Genomic DNA, 18,791 nt, shown 5'->3' with positions numbered 1-18,791 from the left:
AGGCCCCCCCTGCGCGCCCTCACACCACCAGTTCCAGCAGCGCCGCCCTGGCCCGTGCCACCCGGGACCGAACCGTCCCCACCGGACACCCACTCACCACAGCCGCCTCCTCGTACGACAACCCCAGCATCTGTGTGAGCACAAACGCCTCCCGCCGCTCGTCGGACAACGCTCCCAGCAGATCAAGCAGCGCTATCCCGTCGTCGAAGCCGGGCACGCCCCGCGGCTGCGCACGCTCGACCGCGTCCTGCCAGTCCGAACCGTCATACCGGCGGGGCCGAGCGGCGGCGTGCCGGAAACCGTCGGTCACCGCCCGGCGGGCGATGGCCAGCAGCCAGACCCGCGCCGAGGACCGGCCCTCGAACCGGTGCAGGCTGCCGAGCGCCCGCAGAAACGTGTCCTGGACGAGGTCGTCCACGGCCTGAGGGTCGGCGCACAGATAGGAGACGACACGCAGGACGTCACGGTGCAGGGCACGTACGAAGTGGTCGACGGCATCCGCGTCACCGGCGCGGGCGGCGAGTGCCCAGGCTGTCGCGGAGGCGTCGGCGGCCTCCCGTTCACGTCGGAGGTCGGCCGGGGCGGGCAGGGTGGAAGTGATCACCAGGTGTCCTTCTCGGGTCAGCCGTGATCCGGACCGCCGCCGTGAAGTCAGGTGCACACAGCTGCGCGGCGGTCCGGTGAAAGGGGTACGGCCGTGCGGCGACCACATGTGCGCGGAGCACATACGTGGGCGTACGGCCGGGCCGAGGCGCACAAGGGCGGCCTCGGAATGCCGGCTGTCGTCAGGCGACAGCCGTCCCCAGGGGCGGACCGCGATGGGTGATCGCGTGAACGAGAAGGAGAAGCCGCGGCCCCCGCGTCGAACGGGCGCGGCGCACCCGCAGACGCGGGCGGTGCGGGGTGGCGGGCAGGGCGAGCAGCAGCCGCAGCGGGGCGGCCAGCCGTCCGGCGACGGCCCGCAGGATGCGGAACGCGGCCCGTTCGCCGTACGCCAGCCAGAAACCCGTGAGGAGCGCGGCGAGCAGGTGGGCGGCGTACATGCCGAAGGGCAGCCAGTACGAGAGCGCGCCGACACCCGACGAGGCGCCCAACTGGGCGGCGTCCATGGAGTCCATGCCGCTCGTGTGCATGGACTCCATGTGCATCGCGCCCATGTCCTGCGCCGCCGGCGTGGGCTGGGCGAGGGAGAACGCCGAGTGGAGGGCCGTCTGGGCGGCGACGACGACGGCCACGATCAGCGGCAGCCCGCGTTCACGGCCGGCCAGACACCAACCCGCGCACCCGGTCACGACCAGGCCCGCGGCCAGTGTCCAGCCGGGCACATGGGTGCCGGACATCAGGACGTGGCCCAGGGCGGCGAGCAGCACACAGACGGCCGCGAACACCGCGGCCCGCACCGTGCGCGAACCCCACCCTGCTGTCATGGCGCCTCATCCTTCCATCCGGGCACCGGAAGTCACCTGTGGGTACGGAAATCCACAGCTACTTCCTCACTGCGTACGGCGGCTCCGTACGACGGCGAAGGCCCCGGCCGCGAGGCCGAGCACGCCGACGACCAGTCCGGCGATGCCGAGGCCGCGCGCGGTGGAGTCGCTCGCCGACGCCTTCGTGGTGGTGACCGAGGTCTTCGACGCCGTCTCGGAGGTGGTGGCGGACGTGGTGTCGGCCGCCGTCAGCTTGAGGACCGGAGCCGGGTTCTCCGGCTCGTCGTCGCCCTTGGCTGCCTCCTCGATCCAGCGCACGACCTTGCCGTCGGAGTAGGTCTGGAGGGTCTTGAAGGTCAGTTGGGCGGTGTCGTCGGGCAGTTGGCCGAAGGCGACGTCGAAGTCCTCGTAGTGGCCGGGGGCGATCTTCCCGCCGGTCCAGGTGATCTCGGAGACCGCGTCGGTGATCGTGCCGTCGTCGGTCTTGACCGGCGTCTTGAGCTTGGTGTCGGTGACCTTGGCGGTCCAGTCGTCGTGCGGGGAGACGAGCGCGCCGAGCAGGGGGTGGTCGGTGGGCAGGAACAGCTGGACCTTCGTGGTGCTCGCGGTGTCGCTCTCGTTGGGCACGCGGAAGGTCAGCACGCCGTCGGTGGCGCCCTTGGCGTAGCTGTCGGGGTGGACGGTGACGTGGGCGGAGGCGACGCCGGCGGCGGTGAGGACGGTGGCGGCGGCGAGCGCGCTGCCGAGGCCGGCGCGGCGCAGGAGGGTGTGTGCTGAGGACATGGGTGAGGGATCTCCGTACCGAGGAAAAGGGGGTGTAGGGGTCAGGTCGGGTACGGGATCCAGGTGGGCGGTCCGCGTCGGTGGACCGAGTGCCGCAGCAGGAGACGGCGCAGTGTCTGGGGGCTCTGCTCGGTGACCGGCCGCACGAAGCCCGGTGCGAGGGGTTCGCCGTACCCGCGCCACCAGGCCGCGAGTCCGGGGACGAGGGCGCCGGTCCGGCGCAGGAGCGACCACAGGGCGGCCTCGCCGCGCCGCAGCCACCAGGTCAGCAGGACGGCGGCGAAGACGTGGGCCGCGGTGGCGTGCGGAGTCAGGGCGTGCACGTGCGAGTGGGACATGCGCATGCCGTGCATGACCATCACCGTGTGCGGTCGTGCCGCGCCGAAGGCCAGGTGCAGTCCGCCCTGGGAGGTGAGGGTCGCCCCGCCGATGGCACCGAGCGACCGCTCCCGGCCGCCGAGCAGCCAGCCGGCCGCGAACACCGGCACGAATCCGGCGGCCTGCGCCCACACCGGCGGCGCCATCCCGGTCGCCAGTGTGTGTCCCCCTGCGGCCAGCAGCACGCAGAGCGCGGCGAACAGCGCCGCGCGCAGGCTCCGGACCGCAGAGGACGCCCTCATGGCGACAGATACTCCCACGTGTGGGTGGGACCCCGCCCACCGGTTCGGTCAGTAGATGTCACGCACATAGCGCTTCTCGGTGGCGAGTTGCTTCACATAGGCCGCCGCACCCGCCTGGTCCATGCCGCCGTGCAGGGCCGCGATGTCCCTGAGCACCTGGTCGACGTCCTTCGCCATACGGGAGGCGTCGCCGCACACGTAGAAATGCGCGCCGTCCTGGAGCCACGACCACAGCAGCGGGCCGTGTTCCCGCATCCGGTCCTGGACGTAGACCTTGGCGCGCTGGTCGCGGGAGAACGCGGTGTCCAGACGGGCGAGAGTGCCGTCGGCGAGGAAGCCGGTCAGCTCGTCCTCGTAGTAGAAGTCGGTCGCCCTGTGCTGTTCGCCGAAGAACAGCCAGTTCGGGCCGCGGTGACCGAGGGCGCGGCGCTGCTCCAGGAAACCGACGAAGGGGGCGACCCCTGTGCCGGGGCCGACCATGATCATGGGCGTGGCGGAGTCGGCGGGCGGGCGGAAGTGCGGGGAGCGCTGGACGTGGACCGGTACCGGGGTGTCCGCGGCGGCGTCGGCGAGGAAGGGCGAGCAGACCCCGTGGCGGGGCCTGCCGTGCAGGTTCTCGTAGCGCACGACGGACACGGTCAGGGAGACGAGGTGCGGGTCGGTGAGCGGGCTGGACGATATGGAGTAGAGCCGCGGCTGCAGGCGCCCGAGGGTCTTCGCCCAGTCCTGCGGGGCGGCCGTCACGCCGTACTCCGTGATCACGTCCACGGCCTGCCTGCCCCAGCCCCACTTGGCGAGCTCGTCCTTGTTGTCCGGGCGCAGGAGTTTCTTCAACTCCCGCGGGTCACGGGTGTGTTCGGCGACGAAGCGGAGCAGGCCCGGGGTGATTCTGGTGAGGTCGAGGTGGCGCAGGAACGCCTCGGCGACGGGGACCTCGCCGACGCCGTTCACGTCGACCACGGCCCCGGCGTCCAGGCCGGTGACCGCCAGCCACTCCTCGACCAGGGCCGCGGAGTTGAGCGGCCGGATGCCGAGGGCGTCGCCCGCCTCGTACAGCAGGGGGGTCTCGCTGTCCCGGGTGTCGAAGGTGAACCTGCGGACCTCCTTGCCGGCGCCCGGCAGGCTCAGGAGGCGGTTGCCGGTGAGGCGGGCGAGGACGGGGGCGGGCTTCTTCGCACGGGGGGCCGCGACGGGGGCTGCCTGGATCGCGGTGGGGGCCGGGGCCGGGGTCGCCTGGAGCAGGGCCGGGGTCACGGCGTCGGCGTCGGCGTCGGCGGCCGGAGTACCGGACAGCGCCGTCAGGACCTCGTCCAGCCACCCGTGTGCCGCGTCCTCGAAGTCCGGCTCGCAGTCGGTGCGGGGGGCCAGCCGCAGCGCGCCCAGCTCGTCGAGCCGCTGGTCGAGACGTCGGCCGTGCCCGCAGAAGTCGCCGTACGACGAGTCGCCGAAGGCCAGTACCGCGTACCGCCGTCCCTCCAGGCGGGGTGTGCCGGGGTCGGCCAGGGTGTCCCAGAAGCCGCTGCCGTTGTCGGGGGCGTCGCCGTCCCCGAAGGTGCTGGTGATCAGCAGCAGGTCGGCGCCGGGCGGCAGCGCGCCGAGGTCGGCCTGGTCCATGCCGACCAGGGACGTGCTGTGGCCGACGGTGCTGAGCCGATCCGCGGTGGCGGCGGCGAACTCCTCGGCGTTGCCGGTCTGCGAGGCCCACAGGATGACGACCTCACGACGCAGAACGCTGACCGCGGACTGTGCGACCGACGGCTGTGTGGCGGGGGCCTGTGTGGCGGCCGCCCGTGAGTACATCCCGGCGAGTGTGCCGTTCACCCACAGGGCGTGTTCGGGGCTGAACGGGGCGTCGGGAGGCAGTACCGGCACTCCGGGCGCACCGGCCGGGACCCCGGCGAGGAAACCGACCAGGTACTGGCGCTCCTGCGCGCTGAGGACGGGCGGTGGGGCGGGCGCGAGCCCGAACACGCCCGCGGCGGCAGAGGCGACAGAGGCAGCCGAATCGGCGACCGGAGGCGGCACCACAGAGGCCGCCCCGCCCACCGCCGCAGTGGCCACCGCCGGTGCCGTCACCGGCGTCCGTACCGTCACCGGCGTCGGCACCTTCGTCAGCGACACCGCGCACACCTTGAACTCCGGCTGGAACGACAGCGGATCCACCGCGTCGTTCGTCACCGCGTTGACGCTCAGGTACTCCCCGAAGAGGTCGTTCCAGTGGAAGGGCGCGAAGCAGCACCCCGGCCGCACCCGGTCCGTCACGACGGCGGGCAGCACGGCCCGTCCGCGCCGGGACGCCACCTCCACGGAGTCCCCCTCCGCGATCCCCAGCCGGTCGGCGTCCTGCGGATGCAGTTCCACGAAGGGCCCGGGGTTCAGCTTGTTGAGCTTCGCCACCTTCGCCGTCTTGGTCAGCGTGTGCCACTGGTGCTGGAGCCGCCCGGTGTTCAGGACGAAGGGATAGTCGTCGTCCGGCATCTCGGCCGGCGGGATGTGCGGCCGGGCGTAGAAGACGCCCCGCCCGCTCGCGGTGGGGAACCTGAGCGAACCGTCCTCCCCCACGTACCGGATCGGGTTGCGGTCGGGCCCGTCCTCGCTCGCGGCCGGCCACTGCACCGGCGTCGCGCGGAGCCGGTCGTACGAGATCCCGCGCAGGTCCCAGCCCGTCTTCGGGTTCCAGGCCTGCTTGATCTCCTCGAACACGTCCTCGGCGCTGTCGTACGAGAACCCCTTCTCGTACCCCATCTCGCGGGCGACGGCCGCGATGATCCGCCAGTCCGCCATCGCCTCGCCGGGCGGGTCGGCCACCGCCTGGGTCAGCGTGAGGTTGCGTTCGCTGTTGACGAAGACGCCCTCGCCCTCCGTCCACAGCGCGCCGGGCAGCACGACGTCGGCGTACGCGTTGGTCTCGGTGTCGGCGAAGACGTCCTGGGTGACGACGAACTCGGCGGCCTCCAGGCCCTCGATGACGGTGCGGCGGCCCGCCACGGAGGCGACCGGGTTGGTGCAGACGATCCAGCAGGCCTTGATCTCGCCGTCGGCCATCTTCCGGAACATCTCGACGGTGCCCTTGCCGACGCCGTCGGCGCGCAGGGTGTCCGGCGGCAGCTCCCACAGGTCCTCTACGAAGGCCCGCTCGTCGTCGACGAGGACGGACCGCTGGCCGGGCAGGCCCGGGCCCATGTAGCCCATCTCGCGGCCGCCCATGGCGTTGGGCTGACCGGTGAGGGAGAACGGGCCGCTGCCGGGGCGGCAGATGGTGCCGGTGGCGAGGTGCAGGTTGACCAGGGCGTTGGTGTTCCAGGTGCCGTGCGTGGACTGGTTGAGCCCCATGGTCCACAGGCTCATCCACTCACTGGCTGATCCAATGAGCCGCGCGGCCTCCCGGATGTCGTCCTCGGCCAGGCCCGTCATCTCGGCCACGGCGGCGGGCGTGTAGTCGGCGAGGAACTCGGGCATCGCCTCCCAGCCCTCGGTGTGGGCGGCGATGAACTCGGGGTCGATGCGGCCGTCCGCGTGCAGCAGGTGCAGCAGCCCGTTCAGCAGCGCGAGATCGGCCCCCGGCTTGATCTGCAGGAACAGATCGGCCTTGGCCGCGGTGGCGGTGCGCCGCGGGTCCACGACGATCACCTTGGCGCCCGCCGACTTCACCCGTTCCATCATCCGCAGGAAGAGGATGGGGTGGCAGTCGGCCATGTTGGAGCCGATGACGAAGAAGAGGTCGGCCTTGTCGAAGTCCTGGTAGGAGCCGGGCGGACCGTCCGCGCCGAGCGACAGCTTGTAGCCGGTGCCGGCGCTGGCCATGCACAGCCGGGAGTTCGACTCGATCTGGTTGGTGCGCACGAACCCCTTGGCGAGCTTGTTCGCCAGGTACTGGGCTTCGAGGCTCATCTGCCCGGAGACGTAGAAGGCGACCGCGTCGGGACCGTGCTCGTCGATGATCGCGCGCAGCCGCCGGGCCGTCCCGGTGATCGCGGTGCCGACGGCCTCAGGCACCGGTTCCTCGCCGCGCTCGGGCCGCACCAGGGCCGTAGTGAGGCGGCCGGGTGCGGAGAGCATGTCGGCGGTGGTCGCGCCCTTGGTGCACAGCTTGCCGAAGTTGGCGGGGTGCTCCTTGTCGCCGGACGCCTTGAGGACCGTACGCCGCCCGTCCGGGCCCATGCCGATGTCGAGGACCATGCCGCAGCCCACACCGCAGTACGAGCACACCGTCCGCACCACCGGCACGCCTCCTGTACCTCGACAGTTCGATCTCCGTCGACGGTACGAACTGCCCATTACACGGAGGTCTCCCAAGCCGTTCATCAGGAGTTACACCGCCCGCACACGGAACAGGAGACGGTTGTGAGCGTATCCGGGCCCCTCGCTGCCCCAGGTCACGCCCGATCCGACCCGACACAGACTTGGAACAGTTCCATTTCTTGAACCATTCGTGTTTGTGGGGGTAGGTTGGGCGCATGACCGCTCCCCAGCCTCCGAACACCGCAGACGAGCTGCGCGGTGCCGGCCTGCGGGTGACGGCCGCGCGCGTCGCACTGCTCGAGACCGTTCGGGCCGGTGACCACCTCCCGGCCGACGCGATCGCCACGGGAGTGCGCGACCGTCTCGGCCACATATCCCTCCAGGCCGTGTACGAGGCCCTGCACTCGCTCACCGCGGCGAATCTCGTCCGCCGTATCGAGCCGCCGGGCAGCCCGGCCCGGTTCGAGGGGCGGGTCGGTGACAACCACCATCACCTGGTCTGCCGGTCGTGCGGGGCCGTCGTCGACGTCGACTGTGCCGTCGGTCACGCGCCCTGTCTCACAGCTTCGGACGACCGCGGCTTCTCCATCGACGAGGCCGAGGTCATCTACTGGGGCCTGTGCCCCGACTGCACCCCGCAAGCCCTTACGTCAGCACCCTGATCCACCCCGTTCGGAAGGACCCCCATGTCTGAGAACCCCGACGCAATCGTCACCGACGCCAAGACCGACGGCACCGGTGGCTGCCCGGTCGCGCACACGCGCGCCGCGCACCCCACCCAGGGCGGGGGCAACCGCCAGTGGTGGCCGGAGCGCCTGAACCTGAAGATCCTCGCCAAGGACCCGGTCGTCGCGAACCCGCTCGGTGAGTCCTTCGACTACGCCGAGGCGTTCCAGAACCTCGACCTGGCGGCCGTGAAGCTGGACATCGCCGAGGTGCTGACCACCTCGCAGGACTGGTGGCCCGCGGACTTCGGCAACTACGGCCCGCTGATGGTCCGGATGGCCTGGCACAGCGCCGGCACCTACCGCATCAGCGACGGCCGCGGCGGTGGCGGCCGTGGCCAGCAGCGCTTCGCGCCGCTGAACAGCTGGCCGGACAACGGCAACCTGGACAAGGCCCGCCGTCTGCTGTGGCCGGTCAAGAAGAAGTACGGCCAGTCCATCTCCTGGGCCGACCTCATGATCCTCACGGGCAACGTGGCCCTGGAGACGATGGGCTTTACGACCTTCGGCTTCGCCGGCGGCCGTGCCGACGTCTGGGAGGCCGACGAGGACGTGTACTGGGGTCCCGAGACCACCTGGCTCGACGACCAGCGCTACACCGGCGACCGTGAGCTGGAGAACCCGCTCGGTGCCGTGCAGATGGGCCTCATCTACGTCAACCCGGAGGGCCCCAACGGCAACCCGGACCCGCTGGCCGCGGCCCGCGACATCCGCGAGACGTTCCGCCGTATGGCGATGAACGACGAGGAGACCGTCGCCCTCATCGCCGGTGGCCACACCTTCGGCAAGACCCACGGCGCCGGCCCGGCCGACGCGGTCGGCAACGACCCCGAGGCCGCCTCGATCGAGGACCAGGGCCTGGGCTGGAAGTCCACCTACGGCACCGGCAAGGGCGGCGACGCCATCACCTCCGGTCTCGAGGTCACCTGGACCACCAAGCCCACCCAGTGGAGCAACGACTTCTTCGACATCCTCTTCGGCTACGAGTGGGAGCTCACCCAGAGCCCCGCCGGCGCCAACCAGTGGGTGGCCAAGGACGCCGAGGCGATCATCCCCGACGCCCACAGCGACTCCAAGAAGCTGCCCACGATGCTCACCACCGACCTCTCGCTGCGCTTCGACCCGATCTACGGCGAGATCTCCAAGCGCTTCCACGAGAACCCGGCCGAGTTCGCGGACGCCTTCGCCCGCGCCTGGTACAAGCTGACCCACCGTGACCTGGGCCCGAAGTCCCTGTACCTCGGCCCGGAGGTCCCGGCGGAGACGCTGCTGTGGCAGGACCCGCTGCCGCAGGCGGAGGGCGAGACCATCGACGCCGCCGACGTCACGGCCCTCAAGGCCAAGCTCCTCGCCACCGGCCTGACCGTCTCGCAGCTGGTGTCCACCGCGTGGGCGTCGGCGTCCACCTTCCGTGGCAGCGACAAGCGCGGCGGTGCCAACGGCGCCCGTATCCGCCTCGAGCCGCAGCGCGGCTGGGAGGCCAACGACCCCGAGCAGCTCTCGCAGGTCCTGCGGGTCCTGGAGGGCGTCCAGTCGGAGTTCAACTCCGGCGCCAAGAAGGTCTCCCTGGCCGACCTGATCGTCCTCGGCGGTGCCGCCGCGGTCGAGAAGGCCGCCAAGGACGCCGGCTACGACGTGGACGTCCCCTTCACGCCGGGCCGTGTGGACGCGACCGAGGAGCACACCGACCCGGAGTCGTTCGCCGCGCTGGAGCCGGTCGCCGACGGCTTCCGCAACTACCTGGGCAAGGGCAACCGCCTGCCGGCCGAGTACCTGCTGCTCGACCGCGCCAACCTGCTCACCCTGAGCGCCCCCGAGCTGACCGTCCTCGTCGGCGGCCTGCGTGTCCTGGGCGCCAACCAGGGCGGCTCGGCGCACGGCGTCTTCACCGCCACCCCGGGCGCGCTGACCAACGACTTCTTCGTCAACCTGCTCGACCTGGGCACGGAGTGGAAGTCGACCTCCGAGGACCAGACCACCTTCGAGGGCCGCGACGCGGACACCGGCAAGCTGAAGTGGACCGGCACCCGGGCCGACCTGGTCTTCGGCTCCAACTCCGAACTGCGCGCCATCGCGGAGGTCTACGCGAGCGACGACGCCAAGGAGAAGTTCGTGAAGGACTTCGTCGACGCGTGGGTCAAGGTCTCGAACCTGGACCGCTTCGACCTGGTCTGATCGCCTGAACGACACAGGGGCCGGCCCATCTGGACCGGCCCCTGTGTCATGTCCGGGCGAGCGTGTCGACGAACTTCCCGAGCCGCGCGATCCCCTCGCGCAGCTCGTCGGCGGAGGCCGCGTACGACAGCCGTACATGCGTGTCGGCGGTACTCACCCCGAAGTCCCGCCCCGGGGTGAGCGCGACATGCGCCTCCCGCAGCGCCCGCCCGCAGAACTCCCACGAGGTGAGCCCGGTGCCGCTGACGTCGAAGTAGACGTAGAACGCCCCGTCGGGCGGCACGGGCACCGGCAGTCCGATCTGTGCGAGCCCGTCGAGGACCAGCGCCCGCCGCCGCCCGAACTCGGCCCGCCGCTCCTCGCACACGGCCAGCGATTCGGGCGTGAAACACGCGAGCGCGGCGTACTGGGCGGGAGTCGAGGCACAGATCATGTAGTTCTGGGCGAGCCGCTCCATCGGCGGCACCAGCACCTCGGGCACCACACACCAGCCGAGCCGCCAGCCGGTCATCCCGAAGTACTTCGAGAAGCTGTTGATGACGACGGCGTCCTCGTCGTACGACAGCACACTGCGCGGCGGCCGCCCGTGCTCGTCGTGGTCGCCGAGGTCGAGGTAGATCTCGTCGACGATCCGCCAGGCGTCCCGCTCCCGGGCGAGGCCGCAGATCGCCGCGAGCTCGTCGGCCGGCACCGAGGTGCCGGTCGGGTTCGACGGACTGGCGACCATGATCCCGCGGGTGCGGTCCGTCCAGTACGACCGCACGGAACCGGCGTCCAACTGGTACCGGGACGCGGCCGACGTGGGCACGAGCGTGACCCGCGCGCCGAAGCTCTCGGCGATCTGCCGGTTGCAGGGATACGAGGGGTCGGCGATGAGCACCTCGTCGCCGGGATCCACCAGGGCGGCGGCGCCCAGCACCAGCGCGGCCGAGGCCCCGGCGGTCACGACGACCCGGCCGGGATCCATGTCGACGCCGTGCTGCTCACCGTAGAACCGCGTGATCGCCTGCCGCAGCTCGGGCAGGCCGAGCGCCCCGGTGTAGCTCATCGGCCTGCTGCCCACGACGTCCCGCATCGCGTCCAGCACCGCCGGCGGCGCCCCGAAGTCCGGTTCCCCGAGACTGAGCTTGACGACATGCCGCCCCTCGGCCTCCAGCGCCGCGGCGTGCTTGCCGAACTCCATGGCGTAGAACGGCGCGACGGACTGGGCGCGCTGCGAAATCCTCATGCGGCCGGCCTCCCGGGGGCTGCTCGCTGGACGGCTCCGGAGATTGGACGGCTCCAGAATCGTCACGCACTCCACGTCGTGCGCCAGGGCAAAGATGTCATGGGGAGGCCCGACGGCGTTCGTGAGGCGGTTCGTGCCGTTCCGGGCTGTACGCAGAACGCGGGCGGTGGATCGGCATCCGCGTCATTGATGGTCAGCAAGAGTTTTCGACCTCTGTGCGCTGGGCTTCTGGGCCGCGACCTGACTGTCACAACAGCTGTGCGATCGCGCGGGCGGCGTCACGGGCCTCGCGACGTCGCCCTGTCTCTCGCCCGCCGGCCGCGCACCTTCGGGGTGTACGGCGAGGACGTGCTGGAGCGCCTGACCAAGCAGCACCACGTAGGCCGGGCCCGTGCACATCGCTCCGTCGCCGACCCACTCGGGCGAGGCCACGGAGTCATGTGTGGGTCCTCGGGTGCCGAGCGGTACCGCGGACTGAGCGCCAAATGAGCGTCACACGATGATGGCGGGACTGCGACGCTCGACCACGTCCGCGGACGCGTCCCGCTCGCCCCCCTCCCTCTGTCCCCCGGTCGTCAGGCGGCGGCCGGCAGGGTCAGCAGCTTGCCCATCGCCGCGAGCACCGACGGCTCGACCCGGTAGTACACCCAGGTGCCGCGCCGCTCGGAGCTCAGCAGCCCGGCCTCCTTCAGCTTCTTCAGGTGATGGGAGACGGTCGGCTGGGACACACCGACATCGGAGATGTCGCACACGCACGCCTCCCCGCCCTCGTGCGAGGCCACGGCGGAGAACAGCCGCAGGCGGACCGGGTCGCCAAGCGCCTTGAACATCCGCGCGGCCGTCTCGGCCTCCGCGGCGGTCATCGGACGCTCGGCCAGCGGCGGGCAGCACGGCGCCACACCCTGGCCGTCGGCTTCGAGCAGCGGCAGCACGTTCGCATTCGACATGCGTCTATGTTGACACACGTCGAAGCAGCGCGGGGAGGGCCCGTCACCGACCCGCGAGGTGAACGGTCATGCGCCGGGCGATCCGCTCCGCGTCCCGGCCGACCCCGCGCAGCGAGTTCGACGACAAGCTGCGCCGCCACTGCAGTCCGACCAACGCCGGCCCCGGCACATCGGTGGCCAGGCCCTCGCGGTGCAATCCATCAACAGACCCCCCTTCTCGACTTTGATATTCATCTATGTTGACGTCTATCAATACAGATGCCATGCTGGGCCGCGCAAGCCATCGACGGATGTCGAAACATGCAAGGAGTCGCCGTGAACGCGCCCGCCACCAAGCTGCCCGTCGTCGTGATCGGGGCCGGTCCTGCCGGTCTGGCAGCCGCCGCCCACCTGATCGACCAGGGCATTGAGCCCCTGGTCCTGGAAACCGGCCAGAGTGCCGGCGCCGCGGTGCGTGAGTGGTCGCACGTGCGCCTGTTCTCCACCTGGGGTGAGGTCGTCGACCCGGCCGCCGAGAAGCTCCTGGCTCCCACCGGCTGGACGCGGCCGGACCCGGCCGCCTACCTGTCCGGCGGTGACTGGACCGAGCTGTACCTGCGGCCGCTCGCCGACGTCTTGGGCGACCGCGTCCACACCGGCGCCACCGTCACCGGCGTCTCCCGGGCCGGCCGCGACCGCATCGTGGACGCCGACCGCGAGCAGCAGCCGTTCGTCGTTCACGTCGCCCACGCCGACGGCCGTGAGGAGCGGCTCTTCGCCCGCGCGGTCATCGACGCCTCCGGCACCTGGACCACACCGAGCCCTGCAGGCGGCAGCGGACTGCCCGCGCTCGGCGAAAAGGCCGCCGCGGACCGGGTCACCTACCGCGTCCCGGATCTCAAGGACCCGGCCGTCCGCGCCCGGTATGCCGGCAAGCGCACTGCCGTCATCGGCTCCGGCGCCTCCGCGTTCACCGCCCTCGCCTACCTGGCCGACCTCGCCGAATCCGGCGACGGCGCCGGGACGAAGGGCGTATGGATCGTGCGCCGGGGCATCTCGGGCTCGACCTTCGGTGGCGGGGAGGCAGACCAGCTGCCGGCACGCGGGGCCCTGGGACTGGCGGCGAAGGCCGCCGTCGACGCCGGTCACGCGGACGCGGTCACCGGCTTCCGCACCGAGGCCATCGAGCGCGACACCGACGGCCGCCTGATTCTGGTCGGCGAGGACGGCCGCCGCCTGGACGCGGTCGACGAGGTGATCGTCCTGACCGGCTTCCGCCCCGACCTGTCCTTCCTGGACGAGTTGCGCCTGGGCCTCGACGAGCGTCTCCAGGCGCCGGTCGCGCTGGCTCCGCTGATCGACCCCAACCAGCACTCCTGCGGCACCGTCTACCCGCACGGCCACCGCGAACTCTCCCACCCGGAGCAGGGCGTGTACCTGGTCGGGATGAAGTCCTACGGCCGTGCCCCCACCTTCCTGGCCATGACCGGCTACGAGCAGGTCCGCTCCGTCGCCGCGGCGATCGCCGGCGACCTCGACGCGGCCGACCGCGTGGAACTCACCCTGCCCGAGACCGGAGTCTGCGGCGGCGCCGGCCTGTTCGACACCCCTGACGCCCAGGAGGGCGACGTCGGCGGTTGCTGCGCGCCCGCGCAGCAGCTCGTCCAGCTCGCCGCCCCCGCCGTGGCCGGGGCGGTTGCCGAGGAGGCTCCCGCGGGCGGCTGCTGCGGCTCGTGACCGACCTGGGCACCCCCACACGCGGGGCCGCGACCGGCACAGGGGACCGGTCGCGGCCCCGCGCCGCCCTGCCCGCCCTCTGCGTCACGCAGATCGTGAGCTGGGGCGTCGTCTACTACGCCTTCCCCGTCCTCAACCCGCAGATCACCGCCGCGACCGGCTGGCCGGCCGGGACAACCACCGCGGCGTTCTCTCTCGGTCTCGTCGTCTCCGCCCTCCCCGGGATCCGCGTCGGACAGCTACCGGGGCCGTACGCGGCCGACCCGGGCGACGGCCCCGCAGTCGTCGACTCACGACTGGTCGTTGGTGATCGTCCCCTCCGAGAACCGCGCGGGCGCAGTCCGGCAGGCGGTCATGGAGGTACGCGAGGAAGGGGCGGTCCGGACGCTGAATGCAGGAGCGAGGAGACGAACCGCGCATCGACCACGACGCCCCGGGTCGGCCGAAAGCATTTCGTCAGTCGGAGCGGAAGCGAGAACCGTCAGTCATCCCCGGCGGGGTCAGCCCAGCGGCAGTGCCTCTTGGTCGGGGGCCACCGACCAGGCCGGCCCACGTGCAGCGCCACGGGCTCACGGGCGGGCCGCGGGGACGTTCTGCTCCAGGCGGGCGCCCAGGGTGGCGGCGAAGTCCTCGGCGCGGGTCAGCTGGACACGTAGCTTCTCCACCTGCTCCGTCGCAGCCTGCTCGTATACCCGGACGCGACCGAGCAGGGTTTCGCGCTCGTCGTTGTCGAGGGCCTCGCCGCGGTCGAGACGGTCGGTGGCGTCCAGGAGATCGCGCATCTGGTCGAGGGTGAAGCCCAGTGGCTTCATACGGCGGATGACCATGAGCCGGGCGACGTCGGTCTCCGTGTAGAGGCGGAACCCGCCCTGGGAACGGGCGGAGGGGATGACCAGGCCGGTTTCTTCGTAGTGCCGGATGGTACGCAGCGACAGCTCCGTCCGTGCGGCGACTTCCCCGATCTGCATGTGTCGGTCGTCCACGTCCGTCTCCCCGCTCTCTCCGTCACGGTGGGCCACGTCCCGTGCGACCCCACCAACCTCTACTCTAACGTTAGGGTAGAGTTGAAGCTGGCGAGGGCAGTCCGTCTGCCTCACCACTGCCGTTCCGGGGCCGATGGTGCCCCCGGCGAAGATCCCGATTCCTGCAGGAGAGAGCGTGCGCGAGCCCACGACGCCGATCGCCGCCGCCTGCCCGCCGTGACCCTTCGCCTCTGATGTGAGCCGGCTGCGCTTCGCGCCAGGCCCCGGCTTCGACCATCCCCTTGACGTCCGGCCCTCCGCGGGCCGTCCGCGGGGTGCCGTCCGGCCCCTGCGTGTCCGTCCTGCACGCCCCGGCCTGCCGGGGGGGTGTGCCCGAGCACGACAGGTACGCAACTCTTGTCTTCTGCTGCTGTGACTCCCACCGCGCGCCTGCGCGGCCTGCGCCCCGATTGGCTGAACGATCCGAGGGTCTGGCGCACCGAGGTGTTGGCCGGCTTGGTCGTCGCCCTGGCCCTGATTCCCGAGGCGATCTCGTTCTCGATCATCGCCGGCGTCGACCCGGCGGTCGGTCTGTTCGCATCGTTCACCATGGCCGTGGTCATCTCGATCGTGGGCGGCCGCCGCGCGATGATCTCCGCGGCGACCGGCGCCGTGGCGCTCGTGATCGCACCGCTCAACCGCGAGCACGGCTTCGGCTACCTCGTCGCCACCGTCATCCTCGCCGGGATCATCCAGGTCGCCCTTGGTGCGCTCGGGGTCGCGAAGCTGATGCGGTTCGTTCCCCGCTCGGTGATGGTCGGCTTCGTCAACGCCCTCGCGATCCTGATCTTCATGGCGCAGGTGCCGGAGATGCACGACGTTCCCTGGGCCGTGTACCCGCTGATCACCGGCGGGCTGGCGCTCATGGTGTTCTTCCCGAAGATCACCAAGGTGATCCCGGCGCCGCTCGTCTCCATCGTCATCCTCACCGTCATCACGGTCGCGGCCGGGATCGCGGTACCGACCGTCGGCGACAAGGGCGAGCTGCCGTCCTCGCTGCCGGTGCCCGGTCTGCCGGACGTACCGCACACGATGGACACGCTGACGACGATCGCGCCGTACGCGTTCGCGATGGCTCTGGTCGGCCTCATGGAGTCGCTGATGACCGCCAAGCTCGTCGATGACATCACGGACACGCACTCCTCCAAGACCCGCGAGTCCATCGGTCAGGGCATCGCCAACATTGTCACCGGCTTCTTCGGCGGCATGGGCGGCTGCGCCATGATCGGCCAGACCATGATCAACGTGAAGGTCTCCGGCGCCCGTACCCGCCTGTCCACCTTCCTCGCCGGCTCATTCCTGATGGTGCTGTGCATCGTCTTCGGCCCGGTCGTCTCCGACATCCCCATGGCCGCCCTCGTCGCCGTCATGGTCATGGTGTCCTTCGCCACCTTCGACTGGCACTCCATCGCCCCCAAGACCCTCAAGCGCATGCCCGCAGGGGAGATCGCCGTCATGGTGATCACGGTGATCTGCGTGGTCGCCACCTCCAACCTCGCCATCGGCGTCGTCGTCGGCTCTGTCACCGCGATGGTCATCTTCGCCAAGCGCGTCGCCCACCTCGCCCGCGTCAACGCCGTCACGGACCCGGACGGCACCAGCGTGGTCTACTCCGTGACCGGCGAGCTGTTCTTCGCCTCCTCCAACGACCTCGTCGGCCAGTTCGACTACGCCGGAGACCCGGACAAGGTCATCATCGACCTCTCCCAAGCCCATATCTGGGACGCCTCCTCCGTCGCCGCACTCGACGCCATCGAGACCAAGTACAAGCAGCGAGGCAAGACGGTGAAGATCATCGGCCTGAACGACCTCAGTGCCGGCCTCCACGGCAAGCTCACCGGCGAACTCACCAGCCACTGACCCCGAGCCCCCACCGCATCCCGAGGACCCCGGCCGAGCCGGGGTCCTCCGCATTTCCACCGCCCTTGCTGTGGGCAGTTACCGGAGCAGGGAGCCGGCCATGCCCGGCCGAGGACGGCTGCTCCCAGGCCGGCGGAAACGCTGACGACGGCCTTGGCCGGCGGAGTACTTCGCGTCGGCCTCGGCCAGGCGCAGGCTCTCGAAGGAGAAGGTGGAGTAGGTGCTGAGCATCGCGCGCAAGCCGGGTCGATGAGGTGCTGAAGTGTGTGGAGGACGGTCGTGGCGCCGGCGAGGAAGCCAAGGCCGGCGCAGGCAAAGACGCTGACGCTGAAGGCCCCCCACGGGACGACGGAGTCGTGGCGGGCCCGGATGGCACGGCCGGTGAGACACGCAGCGGGGCACCAGCGACCGAGCACAGGCCCGAGGAAGGTCCATCCGGCGACAGGTGATCGCCACCTTCCGCCTCACAATCGACCCGGAATCCCGTCATGACGCCCCGTCAGGACGAGCGTCGCCGGAGCGTCAAGAATGCTCCACGCCCCCTTCAGGCACCCTGACAGACGGGCGCCATCCTCCTCACCATGGAGGGAAACCACAGGTCAGGACCGTCGGCTCAGCAAGCGACTCGGCCCACGTCGTGCGCAGGCCGAAACAGGTCGAACGGACGGAGCAGACCCGGTAAACCCCAGGTCGGAAGCCCTATCGGGTGGGCTCCAGAATCGCCACGCACTCCATGTGATGCGTCATCGGAAACAGATCGAACACCCTGAGCGTCCGCACCCGGTACCCCCCGTCCCGGAAGTACCCCAGGTCCCGAGCCAGCGCGGCCGGATCGCAGGCGACGTACGCGATCTTGCGCGCGCCCAGCGACGCCATGTGCTCGACCGTCTTGCGGCCGGCGCCCGCCCGAGGCGGATCAAGGACGATCAGGTCGACCTCGGTGATGCCGGTGCGCGGCAGGACGGACTCGACCTTGCCCTGCTCGATGCGGACGCGGTCGAAGGCGGCGAGGTTGTGCCGGGCGTCCTCGACCGCGCGCTTGCCGGACTCGATGCCGAGCACCGCGCCCTGGTCGCCGATGCGGTCGGCCAGCGCCCCCGCGAACAGTCCCACGCCGCAGTACAGGTCGAGCGCCATGTCGCCCTTGCGGGGCAGCAGGCCCTGCATGACCGCCTTCACCAGGGTGTCGGCCGCCTGCGGGTGGACCTGCCAGAAGCCGCCGCTGCCCACCCGGTGGGTACGGCCGTCGGCCCGCTCGCGCACGAAGGCGCGGCCGTGGACGCGGTGGATGCCGCCGTCATGCTCCTCGACCCGCATGACGGAGACCGGCTTGTCGAGTTCGACGAGGGGCAGGCGGGCGCCGGGGCGGGGCTCCAGGATGACCATGCGGTCCTGCGAGCCCGTCGCGGCGATCGCCTCCACCGACGCCATCCCGGACCAGTCGCGTTCCTCGATGCCCAGCTCGCTCACGCCCGGCGCGGCGATCATGCAGTGCTCGATCGGCTCGACGTCGTGCGAACGGTGGCGGCGCAGTCCGGCGTTGCCGTCGGCGTCCACCGCGTACTGCACGCGCGTGCGCCAGCCGGGCACTTCGCCCGCGGGCAGCTTGTCGCCCTCGGCCGGCATCACGGTGCCGTCCCATCCGGCTTCCTCGGGGGTGAGGCCCGCGAGCCGCTTCAGCTGCTCGGCGACCACCTCGCCCTTGAGGCGCCGCTGCGCGCCCGGCTTGGCGTGCTGCCAGTCGCAGCCGCCGCAGCGGCCGGGTCCGGCGTAGGGGCAAGGCGCCTGGATCCGGTCCTTGGAGGCCTCCAGGATCTCCACGGCGTCGGCACGCAGGAACCGCGCGCCCTCCTCGCCCTCCGTCACCCGGGCCACGATCCGCTCACCGGGCAGCGCGTGCCGGACGAACAGCACCTGACCGTCGGCCGTACGGGCGATGCAGTGCCCGCCGTGGGCGACGGGCCCCACCTCGACCTCGTAGTCGACCCCCACCAGCGATTTCTTCGGTTCTGCCTGCATGGCGGGGTGACTCCACAACGTCAAAGG

General features: G+C 71.1%; 13 protein-coding genes and 1 pseudogene. 5 read left to right on the top strand and 9 right to left on the bottom strand.

Translation table 11 applies throughout. The features are described from left to right. Nucleotides 1-19 precede the first annotated feature (19 nt). From ACFYRX_RS09265 to ACFYRX_RS09245, 5 genes are all read right to left on the bottom strand, one after another. Complete coding sequence (locus ACFYRX_RS09265) at nt 20-604, bottom strand: sigma-70 family RNA polymerase sigma factor (RefSeq protein ID WP_389097721.1); 585 nt, start codon at nt 602-604, stop codon at nt 20-22. A 181-nt stretch (nt 605-785) separates the two neighbouring features. Continuing rightward, a complete protein-coding gene (locus ACFYRX_RS09260) occupies nt 786-1,427 on the bottom strand; it encodes a hypothetical protein (RefSeq protein WP_389097720.1) in 642 nt (213 codons plus the stop codon). A 66-nt stretch (nt 1,428-1,493) separates the two neighbouring features. After that, nucleotides 1,494-2,210: a YcnI family protein gene (locus ACFYRX_RS09255; protein WP_389097719.1), complete on the bottom strand. Its 717-nt coding sequence runs from the start codon at nt 2,208-2,210 to the stop codon at nt 1,494-1,496. A 41-nt stretch (nt 2,211-2,251) separates the two neighbouring features. Beyond that, entirely contained in the window at nt 2,252-2,830 is a 579-nt protein-coding gene (locus ACFYRX_RS09250; RefSeq protein ID WP_389097718.1) for a hypothetical protein, read from the bottom strand. Nucleotides 2,831-2,878: 48 nt separating this feature from the next. Continuing rightward, on the bottom strand, nt 2,879-7,108 hold the full coding sequence (locus ACFYRX_RS09245; protein WP_389097717.1) for a molybdopterin-dependent oxidoreductase: 4,230 nt from the start codon (nt 7,106-7,108) through the stop codon (nt 2,879-2,881). Nucleotides 7,109-7,287: 179 nt separating this feature from the next. Between ACFYRX_RS09245 and ACFYRX_RS09240 the strand changes: the two genes are divergently transcribed. Continuing rightward, the gene (locus ACFYRX_RS09240) at nt 7,288-7,734 is read left to right on the top strand and encodes a Fur family transcriptional regulator (protein ID WP_389097716.1); all 447 of its coding nucleotides are present in this window, start codon (nt 7,288-7,290) and stop codon (nt 7,732-7,734) included. 24 nt (nt 7,735-7,758) lie between these two features. Continuing rightward, the gene (gene katG / locus ACFYRX_RS09235; protein WP_389097715.1) at nt 7,759-9,972 is read left to right on the top strand and encodes a catalase/peroxidase HPI; all 2,214 of its coding nucleotides are present in this window, start codon (nt 7,759-7,761) and stop codon (nt 9,970-9,972) included. Nucleotides 9,973-10,018: 46 nt separating this feature from the next. Here katG and ACFYRX_RS09230 read toward each other — a convergent pair whose 3' ends face one another. After that, entirely contained in the window at nt 10,019-11,200 is a 1,182-nt protein-coding gene (locus tag ACFYRX_RS09230) for a pyridoxal phosphate-dependent aminotransferase (protein WP_389097714.1), read from the bottom strand. 575 nt (nt 11,201-11,775) lie between these two features. Then, nucleotides 11,776-12,147 (bottom strand): ArsR/SmtB family transcription factor, encoded by a 372-nt coding sequence (locus tag ACFYRX_RS09225; protein WP_389097713.1) that lies wholly within the window; start codon nt 12,145-12,147, stop codon nt 11,776-11,778. 315 nt (nt 12,148-12,462) lie between these two features. Between ACFYRX_RS09225 and ACFYRX_RS09220 the strand changes: the two genes are divergently transcribed. Together ACFYRX_RS09220 and ACFYRX_RS09215 are read left to right on the top strand one after the other, a co-directional pair. Next, entirely contained in the window at nt 12,463-13,863 is a 1,401-nt protein-coding gene (locus ACFYRX_RS09220; RefSeq protein WP_389097712.1) for an NAD(P)-binding domain-containing protein, read from the top strand. Further along, nucleotides 13,860-14,105 (top strand): annotated as a pseudogene (locus ACFYRX_RS09215) (MFS transporter); the annotation flags it as partial. The gene ACFYRX_RS09220 and the pseudogene ACFYRX_RS09215, both read left to right, overlap by 4 nt. Before the next feature lie 327 nt (nt 14,106-14,432). On the opposite strand, the gene ACFYRX_RS09210 reads toward ACFYRX_RS09215, so the two are convergent. Then, entirely contained in the window at nt 14,433-14,846 is a 414-nt protein-coding gene (locus tag ACFYRX_RS09210) for a MerR family transcriptional regulator (protein ID WP_389097711.1), read from the bottom strand. A gap of 396 nt (nt 14,847-15,242) precedes the next feature. Here ACFYRX_RS09210 and ACFYRX_RS09205 point away from each other — a divergent pair, with 396 nt between their 5' ends. Next, nucleotides 15,243-16,745, top strand: coding sequence for a SulP family inorganic anion transporter (locus ACFYRX_RS09205; protein ID WP_389097710.1), 1,503 nt, complete (start codon nt 15,243-15,245; stop codon nt 16,743-16,745). A 699-nt stretch (nt 16,746-17,444) separates the two neighbouring features. On the opposite strand, the gene ACFYRX_RS09200 is transcribed toward ACFYRX_RS09205, so the two are convergent. Next, nucleotides 17,445-18,764, bottom strand: coding sequence for a class I SAM-dependent RNA methyltransferase (locus tag ACFYRX_RS09200; RefSeq protein WP_389097709.1), 1,320 nt, complete (start codon nt 18,762-18,764; stop codon nt 17,445-17,447). Between the last annotated feature and the right edge of the window lie 27 nt (nt 18,765-18,791).

This window comes from Streptomyces sp. NPDC005374, assembly GCF_042872225.1.
Classification (GTDB): Bacteria; Actinomycetota; Actinomycetes; order Streptomycetales; family Streptomycetaceae; genus Streptomyces.
The sequence above is the reverse complement of the archived record's forward strand: the minus strand, read 5'-3'. Positions and strand labels throughout refer to the sequence as shown.